This window comes from Pseudomonadota bacterium (assembly GCA_022361155.1).
GTDB lineage: Bacteria > Myxococcota_A > Polyangia > Polyangiales > JAKSBK01 > JAKSBK01.
Genome location: JAKSBK010000101.1, coordinates 1 through 19,499, shown reverse-complemented (window position 1 = coordinate 19,499; position 19,499 = coordinate 1). Strand labels below are relative to the sequence as shown.

Annotated in this window: 24 protein-coding genes; 4 read left to right on the top strand and 20 right to left on the bottom strand. The window is 66.3% G+C overall.

Annotation, left to right across the window (positions count from 1 at the left end):
- The 12 genes from MJD61_03520 to MJD61_03465 all read right to left on the bottom strand — a co-directional run.
- On the bottom strand, nt 1-675 hold a 675-nt coding region (locus MJD61_03520; GenBank protein ID MCG8554345.1), incomplete at its 3' end, for a hypothetical protein.
- Between the two features lie 35 nt (nt 676-710).
- Nucleotides 711-1,631, bottom strand: a complete 921-nt coding sequence (locus MJD61_03515) for a hydroxymethylglutaryl-CoA lyase (GenBank protein ID MCG8554344.1) — start codon at nt 1,629-1,631, stop codon at nt 711-713.
- Between the two features lie 73 nt (nt 1,632-1,704).
- Nucleotides 1,705-2,154 (bottom strand): ribose 5-phosphate isomerase B, encoded by a 450-nt coding sequence (gene rpiB / locus MJD61_03510; GenBank protein ID MCG8554343.1) that lies wholly within the window; start codon nt 2,152-2,154, stop codon nt 1,705-1,707.
- Between the two features lie 3 nt (nt 2,155-2,157).
- A complete protein-coding gene (fabF, locus tag MJD61_03505) occupies nt 2,158-3,402 on the bottom strand; it encodes a beta-ketoacyl-ACP synthase II (protein ID MCG8554342.1) in 1,245 nt (414 codons plus the stop codon).
- A 62-nt stretch (nt 3,403-3,464) separates the two neighbouring features.
- Nucleotides 3,465-3,704: an acyl carrier protein gene (locus MJD61_03500; protein MCG8554341.1), complete on the bottom strand. Its 240-nt coding sequence runs from the start codon at nt 3,702-3,704 to the stop codon at nt 3,465-3,467.
- Between the two features lie 46 nt (nt 3,705-3,750).
- The gene (locus tag MJD61_03495; GenBank protein MCG8554340.1) at nt 3,751-4,503 is read right to left on the bottom strand and encodes a 3-oxoacyl-ACP reductase FabG; all 753 of its coding nucleotides are present in this window, start codon (nt 4,501-4,503) and stop codon (nt 3,751-3,753) included.
- Between the two features lie 32 nt (nt 4,504-4,535).
- Nucleotides 4,536-5,540 (bottom strand): ketoacyl-ACP synthase III, encoded by a 1,005-nt coding sequence (locus MJD61_03490; protein MCG8554339.1) that lies wholly within the window; start codon nt 5,538-5,540, stop codon nt 4,536-4,538.
- Nucleotides 5,541-5,595: 55 nt separating this feature from the next.
- On the bottom strand, nt 5,596-5,790 hold the full coding sequence (rpmF, locus tag MJD61_03485) for a 50S ribosomal protein L32 (protein ID MCG8554338.1): 195 nt from the start codon (nt 5,788-5,790) through the stop codon (nt 5,596-5,598).
- A 4-nt stretch (nt 5,791-5,794) separates the two neighbouring features.
- Nucleotides 5,795-6,355 (bottom strand): DUF177 domain-containing protein, encoded by a 561-nt coding sequence (locus tag MJD61_03480; protein ID MCG8554337.1) that lies wholly within the window; start codon nt 6,353-6,355, stop codon nt 5,795-5,797.
- A 128-nt stretch (nt 6,356-6,483) separates the two neighbouring features.
- Nucleotides 6,484-7,542, bottom strand: coding sequence for a hypothetical protein (locus MJD61_03475; GenBank protein MCG8554336.1), 1,059 nt, complete (start codon nt 7,540-7,542; stop codon nt 6,484-6,486).
- A gap of 63 nt (nt 7,543-7,605) precedes the next feature.
- A complete protein-coding gene (locus MJD61_03470) occupies nt 7,606-8,181 on the bottom strand; it encodes a hypothetical protein (GenBank protein MCG8554335.1) in 576 nt (191 codons plus the stop codon).
- A 183-nt stretch (nt 8,182-8,364) separates the two neighbouring features.
- Nucleotides 8,365-8,781 carry an Hsp20/alpha crystallin family protein gene (locus MJD61_03465; protein ID MCG8554334.1) on the bottom strand — a complete coding sequence of 139 codons (417 nt, stop codon included), beginning with the start codon at nt 8,779-8,781 and terminating at the stop codon, nt 8,365-8,367.
- A 282-nt stretch (nt 8,782-9,063) separates the two neighbouring features.
- On the opposite strand from MJD61_03465, the gene MJD61_03460 reads away from it, so the two are divergent.
- From MJD61_03460 to MJD61_03445, 4 genes are read left to right on the top strand one after another with little or no spacing between them, the layout of a single operon-like run.
- The gene (locus MJD61_03460) at nt 9,064-10,053 is read left to right on the top strand and encodes a hypothetical protein (protein ID MCG8554333.1); all 990 of its coding nucleotides are present in this window, start codon (nt 9,064-9,066) and stop codon (nt 10,051-10,053) included.
- A 41-nt stretch (nt 10,054-10,094) separates the two neighbouring features.
- Nucleotides 10,095-10,682 carry a sigma-70 family RNA polymerase sigma factor gene (locus tag MJD61_03455; GenBank protein ID MCG8554332.1) on the top strand — a complete coding sequence of 196 codons (588 nt, stop codon included), beginning with the start codon at nt 10,095-10,097 and terminating at the stop codon, nt 10,680-10,682.
- Nucleotides 10,679-11,512, top strand: coding sequence for a hypothetical protein (locus MJD61_03450; protein ID MCG8554331.1), 834 nt, complete (start codon nt 10,679-10,681; stop codon nt 11,510-11,512). Before MJD61_03455 ends, MJD61_03450 begins: the two co-directional genes overlap by 4 nt.
- Before the next feature lie 15 nt (nt 11,513-11,527).
- Nucleotides 11,528-12,184, top strand: coding sequence for a hypothetical protein (locus MJD61_03445; GenBank protein ID MCG8554330.1), 657 nt, complete (start codon nt 11,528-11,530; stop codon nt 12,182-12,184).
- A gap of 30 nt (nt 12,185-12,214) precedes the next feature.
- Here MJD61_03445 and MJD61_03440 read toward each other — a convergent pair whose 3' ends face one another.
- The 8 genes from MJD61_03440 to MJD61_03405 form a co-directional block, all read right to left on the bottom strand.
- Nucleotides 12,215-13,516, bottom strand: a complete 1,302-nt coding sequence (locus MJD61_03440; protein MCG8554329.1) for a hypothetical protein — start codon at nt 13,514-13,516, stop codon at nt 12,215-12,217.
- A 179-nt stretch (nt 13,517-13,695) separates the two neighbouring features.
- Nucleotides 13,696-14,331: a serine hydrolase family protein gene (locus tag MJD61_03435; protein MCG8554328.1), complete on the bottom strand. Its 636-nt coding sequence runs from the start codon at nt 14,329-14,331 to the stop codon at nt 13,696-13,698.
- Nucleotides 14,332-14,378: 47 nt separating this feature from the next.
- On the bottom strand, nt 14,379-14,876 hold the full coding sequence (locus MJD61_03430; GenBank protein MCG8554327.1) for a peptidylprolyl isomerase: 498 nt from the start codon (nt 14,874-14,876) through the stop codon (nt 14,379-14,381).
- A 264-nt stretch (nt 14,877-15,140) separates the two neighbouring features.
- Complete coding sequence (locus MJD61_03425) at nt 15,141-15,716, bottom strand: DUF4920 domain-containing protein (protein ID MCG8554326.1); 576 nt, start codon at nt 15,714-15,716, stop codon at nt 15,141-15,143.
- 62 nt (nt 15,717-15,778) lie between these two features.
- Entirely contained in the window at nt 15,779-16,414 is a 636-nt protein-coding gene (locus MJD61_03420) for a peroxiredoxin (GenBank protein ID MCG8554325.1), read from the bottom strand.
- Between the two features lie 51 nt (nt 16,415-16,465).
- Nucleotides 16,466-17,140: a class I SAM-dependent methyltransferase gene (locus tag MJD61_03415; GenBank protein ID MCG8554324.1), complete on the bottom strand. Its 675-nt coding sequence runs from the start codon at nt 17,138-17,140 to the stop codon at nt 16,466-16,468.
- Between the two features lie 10 nt (nt 17,141-17,150).
- Nucleotides 17,151-17,957, bottom strand: a complete 807-nt coding sequence (locus MJD61_03410) for a hypothetical protein (GenBank protein MCG8554323.1) — start codon at nt 17,955-17,957, stop codon at nt 17,151-17,153.
- Nucleotides 17,958-18,482: 525 nt separating this feature from the next.
- Nucleotides 18,483-19,367: a c-type cytochrome gene (locus MJD61_03405; protein ID MCG8554322.1), complete on the bottom strand. Its 885-nt coding sequence runs from the start codon at nt 19,365-19,367 to the stop codon at nt 18,483-18,485.
- Nucleotides 19,368-19,499: the final 132 nt, after the last annotated feature.

Here is a 19,499-nt window from a genome sequence, read left to right as displayed (position 1 = left end):
GCCCCAGGTCGCAAGACCCGTGCCCATGTGAATTGTCGCCAAGGTACGCAGCTTCCCATAGTCGTTTGCCCGGTCCAGACCGAACATGCCATTCGCCAGCACCAAACCGAGTGTCAGCTGCGTGACCATCCCCGCAAGATGCACCCAGCGCAGGGTCTTGTGCGCACGCAGGGTGCGGGCAAACTTGCTATCGCCCGACGCGGAGTCGTCGGGGTCCGGCATCATCAAAGCAACCGTAAACGTAGCGCTATAGAGAAGGCCCGTGGTCACGCCCCCGATCCGGTGGATCCACGGCGCGCCAGAACACTGCGACTGCCCGAAGATCGCCGACCCTTTCACACACGGGTTGGAACCCTGATCAGCGAAGAGTCCGTAGAGATTGTAATACTGAATGAAACCGGCTAGTACGGTCGCGGTCATGGCCGCCCAGGTCGCGATGCCCAGGGGCCGGTGCAGCTTCGTGAGCTTCACGCGCCGGCGCAACTTGCGCGAAAACTCGGAACGCTTCGGGATTGTTTCCCGGTTCAGCCGGGCCCCTTGCGAAACCAAGGGAGCATCGAGCACGTAGGCCGCGGCAGCGGGGTACGCCGTGGGGGCCGGGAGGACGTTCGCTGGCTCCAGGCCCAACGAAAGCCCAAACAGGGGGGTGGCAAAGGCTAGGATCGGCAAGCTCATGGTTCCTCGCTGGTAGCGGGTGATATGCGGTCGGCCTACTGGCGCAACGACTGTAGACCCGCGCGGTGGACCCGACCGGGCAGCTCCCTATACACGATGGCCTCGGCCACCCGTCCCGCATCCCACAAGCGCTCGAGGTCAACACCCGTCTGCATGCCCAAGCCGTGCAGCATGTATACGAGGTCCTCGGTGGCTACGTTACCGGACGCGCCGGGAGCGTAGGGGCAGCCCCCAAGACCCGCGATGGCCGAATCGAAGGTACGGATGCCCATCTCCAAGCCGACCAGGATGTTCGCAAGCGCCTGACCGCGGGTGTCGTGAAGATGCAGCGCCAAGCTGTCCGCTGGCACCTCCTCCAGGAAACACTCCAGGATTTGCTTGGTCTGGAGCGGCGTACCTACGCCCAGCGTGTCGCCCAGCGAGATCTCGTAGCATCCGAGATCGAGCAACGAACGCGCCAGAGCACGTCCGCGCGCCATGTCTACCTCGCCTTCGTAAGGGCAACCCCAGAGTGTGGACAGGTAGCCGCGCACTCGCAGCCCCAGCTCGCGCGCCGAGGGGACGAAGCCAGCAAACACCCCGAGCGTCTCGTCGATCGTCTTGTTGATATTGCGGCGGTTGTGAGTCTCCGAAGCGCTCATGAACACGGCGATCTCTTCCATGCCCACTTGTTGCGCGCGCTGCAGCCCCTTCTCGTTAGGACACAGGGCGCTGAAGATCACCCCGGCACGGCGACCCGCCAGACGCGCAACGTCCTCGCCGTCGGCAAGCTGTGGAATCCAGTGTGGAGCCACGAAGCTCGTGATCTCGATGCGCTTGAGCCCCGCATCCACGAGCGCTTCGATCAGGCGAATCTTCCGCACCGTCCCGACCGCGACTGCCTCGTTTTGCAGACCATCCCGGGGACCTACCTCGTAGATCTCGGCGGAATCGGGCAAGTGGTCAAAAAGACCCATCCAGCGTCGAATGGCACGCGGGACGCCGGCAGTCAACGGACCCGTGTTGGAGGCTGGCGGCCGATGCGGGTCCCTAGCCGGGCTCGACCTTGTCCAGTCGTCCCTGGTGGCGACCGGCCAGGTAGGGCTCATCGAGGAAGGCCCGAAGCAGCTCCCGAGCCAGGCCCACACCTACGACGCGTTCTCCCAGGCACAGGACATTGGCATTGTTGTGGGCCCTGCTCATGCGTGCGCTGTAGACGTTGCTCAGCGCCACCGCGCGCACACCCCGGTGGCGGTTTGCCACGATGCTCATCCCGAGGCCCGTACCGCACACGAGCAGTCCTCGCTCGAAGCGCCCCTCGGCCACGCCTCCTGCGAGCTCGTGCGCCAGGTCAGGGTAGTCGGCCGACACCGCGGGGTCGTGGACCCCGAGGTCGGTGACTTCGAGCCCCCAGTGCCGAGCGGACTCCGTGAGCGCTTCCTTGAGCCGGAACCCAGCATGGTCTGAGGCCACGGCCAAGCTGAGCGATCGCTCGAGCATGGCTCAGTCGTGGCGCCTGAGCACCAGACTCACATTCGTGCCGCCGAAGCCGAACGAGTTCGAAAGTGCCACGCGAATCGTCGCTTCCCTGGGCTGGTGCGCTACCAGGTCGAGCCCCTCACAGCCTTGGTCGGGTGTATCCAGGTTGATTGTGGGTGGGGCGATTCCCCGCTCGACCGACAGGGCGGTCAGCACCGTCTCGAGCCCGCCCGCCGCTCCCAGCAGATGCCCTGTCATGGACTTGGTGCCCGAAATCAACAACCCGCCGGATGCCGCATGGTCGCCGAACACCTGGCGAATGGCCCGGAGCTCGTTCAGATCCCCTTCTGGGGTCGATGTGGCGTGCGCGTTGACGTGGTCGACCTCGGCGGTGTTCACGCGCGCGTCCGCGAGCGCCGCCCGCATCGCGCGTTGGGCACCCGCCCCTTCGGGAGCCGGTTGCGTGATGTGGTACGCGTCGGCGGTCGCCCCGTAGCCCGCCAACTCGGCATGGATCGTGGCTCTGCGGCGCATGGCGGAGTCGCGCTCCTCCAGCAGCACCAGGCCCGCCCCTTCGGCGATGACGAAGCCGTCGCGGTCCCGATCGAACGGACGGCTGGCTTCGGCCGGCTGGTCGTTGCGCCTCGACAGGGCCCGCATGGCTGTGAAGCCGCCCACGCCCAGCCCCGTGATGGTCGACTCTGCCCCTCCTGCAATAGCCGCGTCGATGTCCCCGCGCTGGATCCAGCGAAATGCCTCGCCGATGGCGTGCCCGCCGGAGGAGCAGGCACTGGTCGTGGTGAAGCTGGGACCACGGAAGCCCCAGCGTATCGAGACCTGGCCCGCCGACAGATTCGCGATCGTGGCCGGAATGAAATAGGGTGTGATCTTGCGAGGACCGCGCTGCGCCAGCACGCTTGCCATGCGCTCGATCAGCTCGAGCCCGCACAATCCGACCCCGACGAACGTACCGACGCGATCCTTCTCCTGCTCCGTGGGCTCGAAGCCCGAGCTGTCCATGAGCATCTGCGCAGCGGCAACAGCCAGGTGGATGAACCGGTCGCCCTCACGAACCCTCTTCTTCTCGAAGTACCTCTCGGCAGCAAAGCCAGCGCATTCTCCAGCGATGCGGGAGGCAAAGCCGGAGGCGTCGAAACGCGTGATAGGACCGATGCCGCTCTGGCCCGCCACGACCGCACGCCAGGTGCTCTCGGTATCGAGTCCGCAGGGACTGACTACCCCCAGTCCCGTGACGACTACTCTGCGCATGGCTCCTCCGCAGGCCGCTCGTGCTCACCTGGAACGCGCTGGCCGGAGCGCGATGGCGCCGGCTATCCCGCGCTGGCGTGAGCCTCTATGTAGCTGACAGCGTCACCCACGGTGCGGATCTTCTCGGTGTCCTCGTCCGGGATGTCGATCTCGAACTGCTCCTCGAAAGCCAGCACAAGCTCTACGATCGCCAGCGAGTCTGCCCCAAGGTCTTCGATGAACTGCGCATCGTCCTTGGTTTCTGCCAGATCGACATCGAGCTGCTGCGAGATGATTTCTTTGACCTTTTCCGCGATGCTCATCCCAACCTCGTTGCGGTCGCCGCCGACTTCGGGGCGCCACGCTAGCCTACATGTACATTCCGCCGTTCACGCGGATGACCTGTCCCGTCACAAAGGCCGCCTCCTCGCTGCTCAGATAGAGCACCGCGGCGGCGACCTCCTGTGGATTGCCCATGCGACCTGCCGGCGTCTGCTCCACAAGACGCGTCCTGTAATCTTCCGGGAGTCCAGCAGTCATGTCCGTGTCGATAAACCCGGGAGCCACGGCGTTGACCGTAACGCCGCGCGAGGCGTACTCCCGAGCGAGCGTCTTAGTCAAGCCGATTACGGCTGCTTTTGAGGCCGAGTACGCGACTTGTCCAGGATTGCCAGACTCCGCGACCACACTGGAAAGGTTGATGATGCGCCCGCGCCGGGCCCGAATCATAGGCCGAATTGCCGCTTTCGCGCAGTATATTGCACCGTTTACGTTTACCGCCCAGGTTCGCTCGAGGTCCTCGCCGCCGACACGAAGCAGCAGCTGGTCTCGCGCGATCCCGGCGTTGTTGACCAGAACGTCGAGCCGGCCCAGCCTGCCGCTGCCCTCGGCAAACGCACGCTCGACTTGCTCTGGATCGGATACGTCGAACAGCTGTGGCTCCCCCCGACCCCCCGCATCCTGCACCATGCGCAGCGTCTCGCTGGCTGCCGGCTCCTCGGAGGACCCGGGATAGTTGACCACCACGTACGCGCCGGCTCGCGCCAAGCTGACACAAATGGCTCGACCGATGCCGCGAGAAGCCCCGGTCACCCAAGCGACCTTGCCGTCTAGACTGAACATTTGATGGCCATTTCGATCCAGCCCTACCTATCTCACCAGCGCATCATGGCGCTACCCCAAGCCAACCCTCCGCCGAGGCCGCAGAACAGCAGGTGCTGCCCGCGCTCGATGGTCCCAGCCCGCACTCCCTCGTCCAGCGCGATCGGTATCGATGCGCTGGAGGTGTTGCCCACGCGGTCGATATTGATACAGAAGCGCTCCTTCGGGATCCCGCAGCGGTTAGCCACGGCGTCGAGGATGCGGATATTTGCCTGGTGGGGAACCACCCAATGTACCTGGCTCGGCTGCATGCCGTTTGCCTCCATGGCCGTTCGCGCCGAGTCCACAAGGCTGCGGACTGCGTACTTGAAGATGTCCCGCCCCGTCATATGCACGTGGTGCAGACCCTTGTCGATCATCTCGACACTGACCGGCGTTCGAGAGCCCCCACCGGGGATGCAGAGCGAGTGGGCCAGGGATCCATCCGAGTACAGGTGTGTCGACAAGATGCCGCTGCCCTCGCCAGCGGCAGGCCCTACGACGACCGCACCGGCCCCGTCGCCAAACAGCACACACGTCGTGCGATCATCCCAGTTGAGGACTCGAGAAAGCAGCTCGACCCCCACGACCAGCACGTAGCGTGCCTGCCCCGCCCTTACGAAGCTATCGGCCACGCTGAGGGCGTAGATGAAACCCGCGCAGGCGGCCGCGATGTCAAACGCCGGACAGCTGCTTCGGGCCCCTATGTTCTGCTGGACGAAGACCGCCGTCGCAGGCAAAGGCATGTCGGGCGTAATGGTGGCCACGATGATCATGTCCAGCCTTTCCGCGCTCATCTCGGCCGCGGCCAGCGCCCGAAGCGCGGCCGCGGTGGCCATATCGCTCGACGCCTCCGCATCCGCCGCCACCCTGCGCTGGCGAATCCCGGTGCGCTCCACGATCCAGGCATCCGACGTATCGACAAGACGCTCCAGGTCACGATTGGTCAGCACCTTGGCGGGCAGGTAGTGACCTGTCCCAAGGATGTGCGTGCAGGGTTCGCGGGCGCTGCCAGGCACTCAGAGACCTCTTCCGCTTGATTGCCCGATGGCCGCGAGGCTTCGAAGGCGGGCCCTAACTATCTTCCTGTTCGGCAACCTGCACCACCTGGCGTCCTTTGTAGTGCCCGCAAGCCGGGCACACGCGGTGAGGTAGCATGACATCACCGCAGTTGGGGCAAGGAATCAGGCTGGCGGCAAGCACCCGGTCATGGTTTGCACGCCGCATGGCGCGCTTGGCGCGGGAGGTTCGTCGTTTGGGGACGGCCACGGTGTTACTCCTTATCGTCGGCCTTGGCACCGAGTGCTTTGAGCGGTGCAAGGCGAGGATCGACTTCGCAGGGCTCGCCGAAGACCCCCGGCGGGGGCCGCAGCCGGTCAGGTACGGCAATCCCTGGACAGTCCTGCGAACATAGGGGCTGCATCGGAAGCTCGAGGATCAACTGCTCCCGGATCAAGCCGTCGAGGACGATCGTCGAGCCGGTGTAGAAGGAACGATCCAGCTCCTCGGGCGTCAGCTCGAGCTCGTCGGGCTCGGGTCGGAAGGCCGGGCCACGAGCGGTCAGCAATGCGCCAACGGCCGCGTCCACGTTCAGGGGTGCGGGTCCAAGACAGCGACTGCATTCGGCCCGCAGGGTCGCGCGCACGCTCCCGGTCACCAGCACATCCGCACCGTCGCGTTGCAGGCGCAGCTGCACCTGTCCCGGCGCCCCCTCGCGATCCACCTCGAGCGGGCAGTCGCTCAGCGCCTCCGTTAGCCAACTCCGATCGAGCGTATACAAGTAGTTGCGCCCCGCTTCGTGGATGTCCTTCAGCTGGAAGACGAACCTGGGCATGGCAGGATCTGCGATCCATACGCACGCGGTTTCCCTCCACCGCGAGCCAGTTAGGGCCCGCTACTATAGGGAGCACGCGAAGTGTGTCAAACGGTTCAACCCGCCCGCCCGGGCCACGACCGCTTGTATCAAATTCGCGTTTGCGAAGCATCACTGCGCAAGACCGACTCTATTGCCAGCCCCTCGCTGTCCAGCCGCAGCACGAGAAAGCCTGGTGCAAGGCGGGTGCCATCGTCGCGAACCATACTTGCACCCGCGATTCTCGGGACAACGACCCGAAGGTCGGAGGCTGCCTGCCCGGGATCGGGTCGCTGCTCGCCAGCGCCGGCCGCGGGCCGACCCACCTGATGGTGAGGCCACGCGAACAAACCTCCGCGCGCCCCGATCGCCGCCGACAAGGAGGCCAGAGCCGAGCTGCCGGCGTTCAGCCCTCGTTCGGTGGCGGCGACCGCAAAGCGTCCCGCTCCGGAAGGGGCCTGCCACGCGAGCAGCCAGCGCCGCTCCTTCGGCTCGGGAAACCCGAGCCGGGCGGTAATCGCCGCCAGGTCGCGCGCGCTGGCGCCACAGGCTTCGTCATGCAGTGCGTAGCGGCCTGCGACGGCGCCGGCCACGGGAACCAAGGTATGGCGGCCGAGACGAATCGCTCGCAGGGAGCTGATGTCGACCAAGCGTGCCCGAGCTTGTGGCCCGAGGGTCCGCGCGGCCCGCGCAAAGCCATCCCAGCGGTCGCGAGCCCCGGCCAGCACCAGCGTTGGGAACTCACCCTGCGCGGCCAACGCGAGCACCCTTTCAGCGAGTTCCGGTGTGTCCCCCGGACCACCCACCTGCAAAGCGAGGTCCGGCCGTGCGGACCGAACGGCCCGCAAGCCCTGCTCGAGTCCCCGGTCGCCAAAGGCGGGGCCTGAGTAGACCGCGAGCCGGGACGGCACGGGCACGCCCTCGATGCGCAGCACTCGGTCCCGCAGGGTGAAGTGCAACGAGCCCAAGCTCCACCGGCGCGCGGATCCGGCAGCCTGCGCCAGGCAGCGCACAAAGGGGAAGGGGCCGCCTTCTTGCAAGCTCGAAAGCCGGCTGCCCTGCGAGCCCTCACAGCCCGACGCAAGCAAACCCGCGACCAGCAGCCCGGTGGCGGGAGCGGCAGGAGCTGGCAGCCGTGCGCCCCCTGGGCGTCGGGTCCCAATCACCATCCGCCGCCGTAGCCGTAACCGTTCACGGGGGTCTTTCACTTCGACGACGGCGAGCCTGAACGGTTACCTGTAGCGCGCGGGAGCGCGGGGCTGACGCTTTGGGTAGTCACCCTTCGGAAACTCCACAAAAAGGAAATGGTAACCCGCAGGCCCGGTCCGCTGATAGATCGTGGGCTGCACATCGACCCGGAGCTCGATCTCGAGCAGGAGGTTTCGGCCACTTCGCTTCCAGCTCGCTCGATCCACGGGAGTATTGAAGTAGCGGCAATCCAACACATTGCGGTTGTTACCCGCCACGCGCACACCGGTCATGGTCAGCAGCAGCCTGCCGGCCTGCTGCCGGCTGCTGAAGCGAGCTGGGCGGCTGGTTTGAACGAACAACCGGGTAGCTCCGGTGCGCGAAACCTGAAAGCCCGGCCAGGTCACGAGATTGGGACGCACGCCCGGTCTTGCTCGACCGGGCGGCCGGTGGTCCGCGCCAGGCACCACGCCCCGGTACGGTGTCGGATGGGTCCATTCGAGTTGGTCGCCCGCCGCTGGATGGTGCTGGCCGAGAGCGACTGGCAAGCCCAGGCCGGCTCCCACCAGTGCAACGGCCGCCTTGGTGATCGCACCGTAGCTGCGTGGACGAGCCTGCATGTCCCTTCGATTGAGCCACATCCTGAGGGCGGACTCAAGAATGAGGAAGTTGACGCCGCGTACCTGGCAGAGCGTTCGCTTCGCAAAAGCACGGGCTGGAGGCTGCTGTGGGCGCTCGGGGTCGGGGCGGTCAGTGAGTCACGCGCCCCCCCACGAAGCGCGTGATTGTAGCGGTCCAGCGCCCTACGGGACGGCCTTGACCGCGACCGTTCGAGGTTGCGCTTGAGCCTTCTTGGCGATGGTCAGCTGCAGCACTCCGTGGCGGTAGCTCGCCTCGATGCGGTCCGTGTCAACCGTCTCAGGCAAGGCGAACGAACGCGAGAACGAGCCGTAGGAGCGCTCGATACGGTGGAACGTCTCGGCCTTGTCGTCCTTTTCGAACGTACGCTCTCCGCTCAGGGTGAGCAGGTTCTGCTCGACATGAACCTTGACGTCCTCCGCCTTCATGCCAGGAAGCTCGGCGCGCAAGCGGATGGCGTTCTTGTCTTCGCTGATGTCTACACGCGGCACAAAGCCTGGCCTCTCATCCGAACCGTAGCCGCGAAAGAGCTGGTCTTGAAGACGCGACAGTTCAGCAAAAGGATCCCAACGAGTCAGCATGATTCTCCTCCTCTCGACCGGAAGCCGCCGCCTCCGGCAACGCGATAGCTGAAAGCGCCATGACAGGCTGAGTCGCCTGGTTTGCGCGGTTTGTGCCCCCGTGCTTTCAAGCTAACCACTGCCCCCACGGTGGCAAGCGTCGAGGGAGTCGAGGTGCTCGCGCCGCCGGCGAGGTTCGAGCCTTGTGGAACAGAAAGTGCGTACGGCTGCTATACCTGCTTGCCTATGTTCCTTTCGGCACATGGTGGCACACATGCTGCTTGCCAGGCGCCCCGTGTCGGCTTGTGGCTGCTGCTAGGCTGCGGCGGAGTCGCCCTCGCGCGCCCGGTCAACGCCCAGAAACAGGCCGACCTGTCGTGGGTGCGCCTGGGCGGCGCGGACAGCTGCCCTGATCCGCAACGCGTGCGCAAGCAGGTTAATGCGGAGCTACGCCGCGATGCTTTTGCAGCGCGCGAAGGTCGAGCCGACACGCTCTTCATCGAAGGCCTGGTGCGTTCTGACGAGTCAGGATTTCGAGCCACCATCTACGCCCGCAATGCGGATGGTGCTCTGGTGGGCACGCGCGAGCTACGCCACCCCACCTCCTGCGCGTCCCTCTTGGAAGCAACGGCGCTCGTGATTGCGTTGCTGATCGATCCAGCAGCAAGGCCAAGCCGCCCGAGCTCGGATCCATCCCCAGGCCGTGCCGCATCACCCGAGCCGCCAGCATCGCCGCCAGAGCAAGGCGCTCGCCAAGCCTCCGCTTCAACTACGAGGGGGCTTCGCCTGGGCGCGGCGGTCGCCCTCGGCAGGGGTCTGCTGCCGGGCACGGCAATCGGCTTCGAGCTCGGCGGCGGCACTCGGCTGGGGCGCTGGCTGCGCTGGGACGCCGCCGTCAGTTACTGGCCCGAGACCCGAACGCAGCAGGTGCCGACCGATTTTGCGTTCGGTCTGACCGCGGGCTCCTTGCGCCTGTGCGCGAGCGGTTCAGCCGCTGGCCTCGCACTCTCCGGAAGCCTGTGTGCTGGTGTGCATGTGGGTGCACTGCACGCCGTGGTGTTCGAGGCGTGGCGACCCACCCGTCCGGGCGACCGAGCGTGGATCGCGGCTTCCCTCGGGCTCTTGGGCGCCTTCAAGCCATGGACCGCGCCGCTCGCCGTCGAGCTCGGCATACGAGCACTGGCTCCCATCACACGCCAGCGATTCATGATCGGCGAACAAGAAATCCTCGTATTCCAGCAATCCCAGGTGGCTTTGGGAACCTCGGCAGGGCTCAGCCTCCATTTCGATTGAAGGGGTCTTTGGGTGAAGGCGTGCGGCGCGCATCTGCATTCATGAAAGGAACCTGGCTTGCCTCCAGGATGCCAGCCGCACACGTGGAATCACGGGCGAGCCAGGAACTGCACCTCGACACACTCTACTCCCAGAATGCGGAATTCGTCTGGAAGTCACTGGCACGACTCGGCGTACGCGATGCTGACCTGCCCGACATGCTGCAGGAGGTTTTTGTCGTCGCATTCCGCAGGCGCAGCAGCTTTGACGGCTCATGCAAGCCGAGCTCGTGGTTGTTTGGGATCTGCCTCAGGATCGCGTCGGGCTACCGCCGCCGGGCGTACAACCAGCGCGAGCGAGCCCAGCACGGGACGTGGCCGGAGCAGCAGAGCCCCGAAGGGGACCCCGAGCGCGCGCTCGAGGCCCGTCAGGCCCGCAAGCAGCTGCAGCGCGTACTCGATGCGATGCCGGCTGCAAAGCGCGCGCTGTTCGTCATGTTCGAAATCGATGCCATGAGCTGCGACCAAATCGCAGCGATCTTGAACGTCCCCGTGGGCACCGTGTACTCGCGCCTCCACAACGCGCGCGCGTGCTTCACCCGCTGCCTGAAGCGCGAACGTGTCCGGGGGCAGCGGCGGAGGCGGCCGTGAAAGAGCCCAAGCGCTGGCTCGATTCGGATTCGACCGCGGCACCCGACGTGCGCGAGCTGCTGCGGCACGCAAGGCCGACTCGGACACCGGCGCAGCAGACCTTGTTGGCATCGGCCCCGGCCGTGAAGAGCGCGGCGCTGGCCAAGAGCCAAGCGGTTTCGCTTTCGCTCGGCCTCAGGATGCTCCTTGGGGCGGTGGTGATCTCGGCTGCGGGCGCGGCAGTCTACAAGCGAGCGACCCGGCCCAAGCCGAGCGAGTCCTTTTTGGAGTCGAGTGCCTCTCAGGCCGAACAGGCTCACCGGCAGCCGGCCGCGCCGCCCGCGAAAACCGAGGCGCTCGAACAGGCAGAGGCATCGGCACGCGCCGGTCCCCCGGTTGCAGCTCCCGCTGCGAAGGCCGCGCCGACGGAAGTCCCGGCCATGGAGCGCCCCCCCGTGCGCAAGCGAATCACCTCCCGGTCCGCCCGCGCTTCGCGACCCAGGCGATGGGTCGCCGATCACATCACCGCGCCGAACCAAGCCAGCGATCCCGCCGCCGATACCCTGGTAGTGGAGGCGAGGCTGCTCGCGCGGGCACGCCGAAACCTCGACGTTCGCCCGCAAGCAGCGCTTGACCGAGCACGGCAACACGAGCAGGCCTATCCGGACGGCCATCTCGTTGTGGAACGCGAGTTGCTGATCGTCGATGCCCTGATGCGTCTCGGAAGGGTTAAGGCTGCGCGCACGCGCGCGTCCGGGCTCTCGCAGCGCTTCCCCGGCCATCTCTACCGCGAACGCCTGCGGGAGCTCATGGAAACGGTGCCGGAAAAAAGCGAAGGCCGGCTGCGCTGACCGCCATTCATGAACATGGCAAACCCCACGAGACTCTCTACCCGCGCCCTGGCCGCAACCCTGCTTCTCCTCGGCGGCTGCACCGGCGCTGAGGAGATCGCTCGACCCTGGGATACCGCCCCGGTTTCAGCAGCTGCCGGAAACGTGGCAACCGGTGCGGGCGCGGGCGGCGGGGCCGGCAGCGCAACCGGGGGGGCGGCCGGCCTTCCCCTTGGCAACCCGTCCGGCGGCGGGGCCGCAGCAACCGGTGGGGCAGGTGTGGGCGGCGTGGGTGGTGCAGGCACGGGGGCCGCCGGATCGGGCGCTGGCAGCAGCTGGCAGTCGTTCGAGGTCAGCACCGGCAGCGCTTTCGTCGGCAGCACAACCCGGCTCTTGGACCCCAACGGCCTGATCAGCGTCACGGACAACACCGGAACCAAGGCAAGCACGCTCGACCCGCAAGATCGAAACGCTCTGTTGCAGATCCTCGACGACGGCGAGTTCTTGGCCGCCATGCAGAGTGGATTCGCGTGCCCCATGCCACCCCAAGACGTCGGAGTCAGCTTCTCCCTCACGCTCGGTTCGGGCCAGGTCCTCACGCAAGCAGTCACGGGCTGCGTGTTCGCATCCGGCACGCTTGCAGGGCCCAGTCAACAGGCGAGGACGGCCTTCGAGCTCGTCAGCAAGTACTAAGGGCTCGTGACACGAGCCCCCAAGGCGTCGCTACTCGAGGCACATGCCCTGGGGCGTACACCGGCCGGACCGGCAATTGCGGCTCAGGCAAGCCTCGTCGTCGCTGCAGGCCAAACCATCAGCCAGCCTCATCCGACAGACCGGATCGAATCCCCCGGGCGGTGGGCCGCAAAACAGGTCGGACCGGCAAGCACTCGCATCGTCGCAGGCCAGGCCAGCGCCTAGCCGCGGCGCGCAGGTGCCCATGCCTGTCGGGCCCATGGCACCCGGTGCGCAATACTGGGCTCGCGGGCAGTCGGTTGGAAACGACAACGGCCAGCAGGCCCGACCCTTGGCCGCCTTCGGTACGCAGCTTAGCCGCATGCCCCCGACGTCCGCTGCGCAGACAAGACCCCTTTCGCACAAGCGGCCCGCGTTCGGATCACAGGGAGAGCCCTCCGGCTCCGTCCAAACCTGCGTGTCCGCAGTGCATACGCCGGCCGGCGCGCCCATAGCCATCCCCTGTACGCACCACTGGCCGAGCATGCACTCGGGCGCTTGCTGGCCGGAAGCGCATGGCTCGCCCTCCATCAGGGAGGGGGTGCAGCTGCCCTGCGGCGAGCAGGCGAGGCCCGTAGCACACTGCACAGGATCGTCGCAGCCGCCCGCGGTGACGGGCAGCGCGCACTGGCCGGGGCAGCTTCCAGCGAAGAAATCGCAGTAGCCGGGCGACACACACTCGATGTGCGCCGTGCACGCACCTCCGGTAGCGACGGTGCCGGCCATGAGGCCACCGCACTCCGCAGGGAACACCGCGCCCAAGTTGGAAAAGCTCTTGCTGAGCTCCTCGAGCTCCGAGCAGGTGGCGCCGGCCACAGCCGCCAAGCATGCATCGACCCCGCTACCGTCGTAGAGCACCTTTCCTCTCGAGATGAGCGATGCGAGAAACCCCAGGTCACCGTGGACAAGGAATGGACGGACCTGGCTCGTGCATCCCGCCCCGTAGATCTCGCTGAGCAGCGCCGAGCAGTTCAGCAGCGCTTGGCAGACACTGGAGACCATCCGGTTGGCGAGGTCGTCGGGCGGCGGTGGCGGCAGGGGCAGCGGCAGCGCAGGGCCGCCGGCCGCACCCGCACCAGCCGGGCCGCTGCCCGCACCAGCAGCACCGCCCATGCCTGCCGAAGCCCCCAGACCACCAAATCCGGCCGCCTGCGTGCCCGCCGGGGCGGCTTGCCCGCCCGCTCCAGCGAATGCGCCCGTGCCCGCTCCTGCACCACCGGCGCCCGCTCCGCCGGCGGCTGCTCCTGCGGTCGCTGCGGCACCCCCGGGCGGCGGCCCCCCCCCCGAGCTCACACCTTTGCCGCATGCCACCGCACCCAGAACTGCAAGGGCGAACCCCAGGACAGCTGCCCGGGAGCACTCCCTGGAGCCGAGTCTCTCGGAAACCGGCCAGCCCGCGGTCGTACGGGAGGCTGCAAACCAACAGGATAGCGGTCGGGGCGCAGCTGTCTGGGATCGCTTGGGTGCCACGGCTACAACGCCCGCACTACCGCAGCACTTAGCGCTGCCATGATGCCGGGACTGGCACGCAGGCTGGGTGGTACGTGTCCCTGCCCATGCTCGTAGACCTGACGGGTGTCCGCGGACCACAGGTCGACCATGCGCTTTTGCTCTTCGTAGCCGGGATCGCCGGGGCCCCCGTGAACGTGAACCGAGCGCGTCCGCAGTGGGGCGCCTTCGAACAGACGCTCCAGCTTGCGGTCACGCGGAGGTGGGCCGCTGTTGAATAGCAGGACAAGCCGCCAAGTCGGGCTGGGCACACCGGACCCCGATCGGTGAGCGCCTTCCGCCAGCGCAGTCAGCACAGCGGCCAGCGCTGCGCCTTGCGAGTAGCCTACCAGCACATCGAAGGGTCCTTGTTCGGCCAAGACCCGTCTCATATGGACCAGTGTCGCCTCCACCCCCCGGTAGCTGACACTTCCATCGGGCTGCTCGAGGGCGTTCCACCATTCGAAGTAGGGCTCGCGGGGCCACAGGCGGCCGACTTGGCCCAGGGGCGGGCCTGTGGCCGGGTTCGGTGCATCGATAAAAGACCAGTCGAGACGCTCGCCAAGAGCCTGGCGAACATCGCGCAGCAGATGCCGAACGATCCTGCCGTTGATGCGCATGCCGTGCAGGGCGAGTGCGCGCCAACACGGTTCACCACCGCCTGCAATCACAGCTCCCGAGGCGTGAACGTGACCGGAACCAGGGGACAATCGCCCGGACCCGTCTGCACGGTCGCGATCGCGTCAACCACCTCCATCCCCTCGGTTACGCGACCGAAGGCCGTGTGCTTGCCCCTGAGATGTGGCGCCCCCCTGCGCGACTGGATGATGAAAAACTGGCTGCCGTTGGTGTTGGGCCCGCTGTTGGCCATAGCGATGACCCCGCGTTCCATGGCGAAGCTGTTTTGCTCGTCCTCGAACGGCCGGCCGAACACACTGCGGCCTCCACGGCCGCTTCCCTCCGGATCACCCCCCTGGATCATGAAGTCATCAATGACGCGGTGGAACGTCAAGCCGTCGTAGTAGCCGTTGCGACTGTGGAGCACGAAATTGGTGGCCGCCTTGGGTGCGGCGTCGGCATCGATGCTGAGCTTGATCGCGCCCGCGGAGGTTTCCAGCAGAATCGAGTGGCTACCGGTGAGCAGCTCGATGGGTTTGGAGGCCATGATTCCCGTCCGTTTCCGTCCCGAAAAGACCACGCCGTCGTCCGCCTGAAGCGTCGACAAGGGTGCTGCGGAACCAGCCTATGTTTCTACCGCACAACCTGGCGCCCTGACCACCGATTCCGACGGTTCGTGGTTACGCCCAGCTCAGCGCGCCGAGCCAAGCCTGGTCATGGTATCAAATACGAGGTCAAGGCTATTCCGTCGCGCTGCACGCGGATAGCCTGAAACTTCCGTTCCCGACCGGCCCGCATGGCTCACCCACTTCTAGCGCCGGCGCCAGAGCTCGACACCGGACGCGATCAGTTGGACCTCCTCCGCGCTGCCGTCCGGCAGCTTGCGCGAAAATTGGGCTCCTTCACCCTCCAAATGGGCCACCTGCTCCCTGGTGACATGTCGAACCGCCACCTCTGCCTCGACTCGAGCCCGGGAACCGGCCGAATCGGTCGGCACAAAGAAGGCGTAATCCTTGAATGTAACGCGACAGCCCGGAAGGCGCTGGTCATGTTCCTCGGCCAGTTCGAGCCAGCAGCCACGCCGCTGGCAGACACGCCGCACTGTCCCGGCCAGCGTGACGACCCGACCCGCGTAGCCGCGAGGGTCCGCCAACAACGCGCCGAGCGACACGCCGGGCCGCTGCGAAATGGCCCTGCCAAAGACCTCGGGCGCGCCGCTGGCGAGGCGCTCTCGACCCGGCTCTGCAGCCTGCCGGGCCGACCACGACCCAAGCTGGCGGGACGCCCTTGGCGACGACTCGGATCCGCAGCCGCATGCGACGAGCCAGCAACCCAGCAACACCCGCGCGCAGCGCCGCACCAGCAGGCAATTCGGCTCGCCGACCACTCGGGCTCCCAAGCGAGGGCCTGACTTGCGACACGCGCAGTCCGGAGCTCCGGGGACGGGCACTACTTGTTCGGCTGCGGCGTTATGCGCAGATACGGTTTGACCGCCCGAAAGCCTTTCGGGAACTTGTCCTTCGCGGCCTCGTTGCTCAGCGCCGGTACGACGATGACGTCCTGTCCGTCCGTCCAATCCACGGGGGTTGCGACGCTGTAGTCGGCCGTGAGCTGCAGCGAATCAATAACCCGCAGCACTTCGTCGAAATTGCGACCGGTGCTGGCGGGATAGGTAATGGTCAGCTTCACTTTCTTGTCGGGACCAATAATGAACACCGAGCGCACCGTCAGGGTGTCGTCGGCATTCGGGTGGATCATGTCGTACAGGGTCGAGATCTTACGGTCCGGGTCGCCGAGAAGAGGGAAATTCAAGGCGGCACCCTGTGTCTCCTCGATGTCTGACGCCCACTTGTCGTGGTCGGCTACCGAATCCACGCTCAGGCCAATGACCTTGACGTTCCGCCTCGAAAACTCCTGCTTCAGCTTGGCAACCCGACCCAGCTCGGTCGTGCATACCGGCGTGAAGTCCTTGGGGTGCGAGAATAGGACTCCCCAGCTGTCTCCCAGCCACTCGTGAAACCGAATGGTCCCCTCGGTGCTCTGGGCTGTGAAGTCCGGTGCTGTGTCTCCCAAACGGATTGACATCGTCTCCTCCAGTAGCTTTTCGCCTCTATGGGCCCGTCCCGATCGCGCACATCATCGCGCCAATCGTTCCGGATCGCAAACCGGACGCGCATTGCGCCGCACGAACACCACCACATGGTTGTTCGCAGGCATCGGAAACAAATGCTCGCGCACGAGCCCGAGCGCGCCACCGCATCGCTCCACCTCCGCAAGGTCACGCACACCCCAGGCAGGGTCCTGAGAACGCAGGTAGCGATCGAAGCTCAGGTTGCTCTCAGCCGTGAACTTTCCCCGGAAGGCGAAGGGACCGTAGAGCACGAGCCTTCCTTGCCCGGGGCTCAATAGCAGTTGCGCGCCCCGAAAAAGCCCCTCGCAAGACGCCCATGGCGCGATATGGATCATGTTCGCACAGTAGATGGCGTCCAAAGCGCCGGTCGCCGCACGAAGGGCCGAACGAGGCCAGCACGGATCGGTCACGTCCAAACGCAGCGGAACGCGGATATTGCCTAGCCCCGTTTCGAGGCGCCTTGCCTCGACGCTTGCCATCGCCGCCGGGTCGATGTCGCTGGGCTGCCACTCGATTGCAGGGAAGCGTTGCCCAAAGTACGCCACGTGCTGGCCCGATCCACTCGCGATCTCGAGCACCCGCCCCGAGGCCGGCAGCACCTGTGCGAGCACACCGGCTATCGGCTTGCGATTGCGTTCCGCTGCGGGTGAGCTCAGTTTCGCGGCCACGGTCTTGACCAATTACGCACGATCAGTAGCCAAGCGGGAGCTTGGGTCCCCGGTCACTCGATTCGGCCCGAAAACGGCGCACCATCCCGATCACCAGGTGACGCTGGTCAAAGCCTCCTGGAAGAATGGGGAGCGTCGTACTGGGGCGTACCAGATCGCCTCGATCCACCACGATCCAGCGCATGAAGACGTCCCAGTTCCTCGCCAGCGCAACCACGGTACCAACGTGGAAATTGACACGGGTACGTGCATCAACGAATCGACCGCTGGAGGGGTCCGGCTGCTCCCTGCCGGGGGTGGAATGGAAGGGAAAGCGGAACTCGGAGCCGACCCAGGCCGCGAACTGCCCCTGGGGAGAGCGCAGCACGATCTCCGCGCTTGTCATCGCCTCGGCGATCCAAAAGGGTCGGCTCGTCCTGGGACGATACGACAGCCACGTGGCTGCGCTGCCCACACCACCCTGAAACAGCACTGCGCTGCTGAGGGTGCTGCGTCCCTGAAGCCCGGTCTCGACCGTGCCCCAGCTGCCGGGGCCGAACATGAGCGGCCCGAAAGCGGCACGCAGGCCCGCGGCGTAGCGCTTCGCAAAGCCCAGTCGAGCACCGAGGTAGGCGCCCTGCCACGGTGACTCGTTCGTATAGCTCGGTTGCTTCGGAAGCAGCGAGACACCCGCAAGCAGCTCGGCCTTGCCAGCGACGGAATAGCGGCCGTCCAAGTCCAGAAGCACCAGATCGGTGAACTTGATCGGCAACAGCGGACTGAGCCCACCGTCCGCAGTAACGTAGTTGAGACCCGCTCCCAGCGAGAACAGGCCAGCGGGCAAGATCATCCAATCTCGTGCCCTTGAGCTCGTCGTTCCCCCGGAACCGAGGCCAGCCGCGGCCGCCGGAGCTCGAAACTGCGAAGACTCCTGCAACGGGGGGAACGAGGGCTCGGGCGCAGCGCCCTGGCGCGCAGTTGGCGAGCCGGGGCTCTCGGACGCCTGCGCCGCGGGCATCCGATGGGACGACACCTCTTGGGCCTGCATCGTACTGGCGGCGCTCGTCAGAAACACAAAGGCTGCTAGTGGGGCCGGCAGTGGCGGTCGCTGGCAAGGCGGGCCGACGACGACTGCGGTTGATTTCGATGCCGTGCAGCGCATATTCGAGGAGGTCGCAACGCCACCAGCGGGCGCCAGGACTGGGGCCAGGCGATCAGGATTCCTGTGGCGGGTATTAGGTCGGTCCGAGGCCCGCTGTCACCGTAGCGCACGGTCGTCATGGTCACCAGGACCCCATGCCCGCCCAGCTCCAAGAGGCGCTGATGTGCCGCCCCGCGCGCGTAGCGAGCCCTGACCCGCAACGAAGTTCCGGGGTCAGCGCAGTTGCAGCAAGTAGGTCAGCAGGTCGGACATTTCCTCCACGCTGAGCAACGCCGCGAATGGAGGCATCTGGCTCGGGCGCCGGCACGGCAGACTCTTGGCGCAGCGCTCTGGAACGAACTCCGATGGCCGCAGCAGCGAAGCGTAGAGGTATTGCGCAGCCGACTGGCCCGAAACGCGGCTGCCGGCGGCTTCGCCGATGCTGGCCAGGTGGGGTCCGACCGTTTCCGAGCCTGGCAGGTCGGGGTCGCCATGGCACGCTACGCACCCGTAGCGCTGCTCGAAGATCCGCTTGCCTCGCTCGGCGCTACCGGGGGGCAGCCAGTCGACCATGGGGGGCCAGCGCACCGGTGCGGTGCGCTCCGAAGTGCCGTGGTGGCCGGGCGCGTAGGTGACTACCAGACCGTGTGCGCCCTCGCGGTGCCACGTGAGCTTGAGCGCATCGTCCTGTTCTTCGACATCGAAGTAGACCAGCGTATGGATGGACTGACCCGGCCGGAGCGTTAGCGTGGGCCACTGTGCCCAGGCAGGTGCGTAGACGCGACCGCCCTCGCTGTGCAGACGCAGCTCGTCGTGCTTGAAGCGCTCGGCCAACCGTCCTGCATTGAAGAGCACGAACTCGACATTGAAGCGCAGCAGACCGTGCGGCGGCATCCCCTCCATCATCGTCGGGGGCCTGCCGTAACGCTGCCCGTGCTCCATTTGATCCACGAGCCACCGGGCTCGCCGCACGTTTAGCCGCAGGTCGCCGACCTCGGCCTGACGACTCACGCGGGACATCCCGTATCGCACCAGCAACGACAGACTCGCGACCAGCGCCACGGCAACTGCCGAGCCGAGCAGCCAGGACTGAAGCGCCCTCGGGGAGACCTTCCGCACCGCTACCCGCCAGTGTCCTGGAACATCGACTTCAGGACACTCCTCGGCCTAGTACAGCGCATGTTCGAGGAGGGGCAACACCGCCAGCGGCCGTCAGAGCCGGCGGGAATCCATCGTAATCCCTGGCAAGCG

What these genes read in the sequence shown, in the direction of transcription:
- MJD61_03455 (MCG8554332.1), top strand. Translation starts at nt 10,095, where the DNA reads ATGAAAGGAACCTGGCTTGCCTCCAGGATGCCAGCCGCACACGTGGAA.
- MJD61_03465 (MCG8554334.1), bottom strand. Translation starts at nt 8,781, where the DNA reads ATGCTGACTCGTTGGGATCCTTTTGCTGAACTGTCGCGTCTTCAAGAC.
- rpiB (MCG8554343.1), bottom strand. Translation starts at nt 2,154, where the DNA reads ATGCTCGAGCGATCGCTCAGCTTGGCCGTGGCCTCAGACCATGCTGGG.
- MJD61_03430 (MCG8554327.1), bottom strand. Translation starts at nt 14,876, where the DNA reads ATGGCCTCCAAACCCATCGAGCTGCTCACCGGTAGCCACTCGATTCTG.
- MJD61_03470 (MCG8554335.1), bottom strand. Translation starts at nt 8,181, where the DNA reads ATGCAGGCTCGTCCACGCAGCTACGGTGCGATCACCAAGGCGGCCGTT.
- MJD61_03500 (MCG8554341.1), bottom strand. Translation starts at nt 3,704, where the DNA reads ATGAGCATCGCGGAAAAGGTCAAAGAAATCATCTCGCAGCAGCTCGAT.
- MJD61_03475 (MCG8554336.1), bottom strand. Translation starts at nt 7,542, where the DNA reads ATGGTGATTGGGACCCGACGCCCAGGGGGCGCACGGCTGCCAGCTCCT.
- MJD61_03445 (MCG8554330.1), top strand. Translation starts at nt 11,528, where the DNA reads ATGGCAAACCCCACGAGACTCTCTACCCGCGCCCTGGCCGCAACCCTG.
- MJD61_03515 (MCG8554344.1), bottom strand. Translation starts at nt 1,631, where the DNA reads ATGGGTCTTTTTGACCACTTGCCCGATTCCGCCGAGATCTACGAGGTA.
- fabF (MCG8554342.1), bottom strand. Translation starts at nt 3,402, where the DNA reads ATGCGCAGAGTAGTCGTCACGGGACTGGGGGTAGTCAGTCCCTGCGGA.
- MJD61_03435 (MCG8554328.1), bottom strand. Translation starts at nt 14,331, where the DNA reads ATGCGCATCAACGGCAGGATCGTTCGGCATCTGCTGCGCGATGTTCGC.
- MJD61_03420 (MCG8554325.1), bottom strand. Translation starts at nt 16,414, where the DNA reads ATGTCAATCCGTTTGGGAGACACAGCACCGGACTTCACAGCCCAGAGC.
- MJD61_03410 (MCG8554323.1), bottom strand. Translation starts at nt 17,957, where the DNA reads ATGATCTTGCCCGCTGGCCTGTTCTCGCTGGGAGCGGGTCTCAACTAC.
- MJD61_03495 (MCG8554340.1), bottom strand. Translation starts at nt 4,503, where the DNA reads ATGTTCAGTCTAGACGGCAAGGTCGCTTGGGTGACCGGGGCTTCTCGC.
- MJD61_03480 (MCG8554337.1), bottom strand. Translation starts at nt 6,355, where the DNA reads ATGCCCAGGTTCGTCTTCCAGCTGAAGGACATCCACGAAGCGGGGCGC.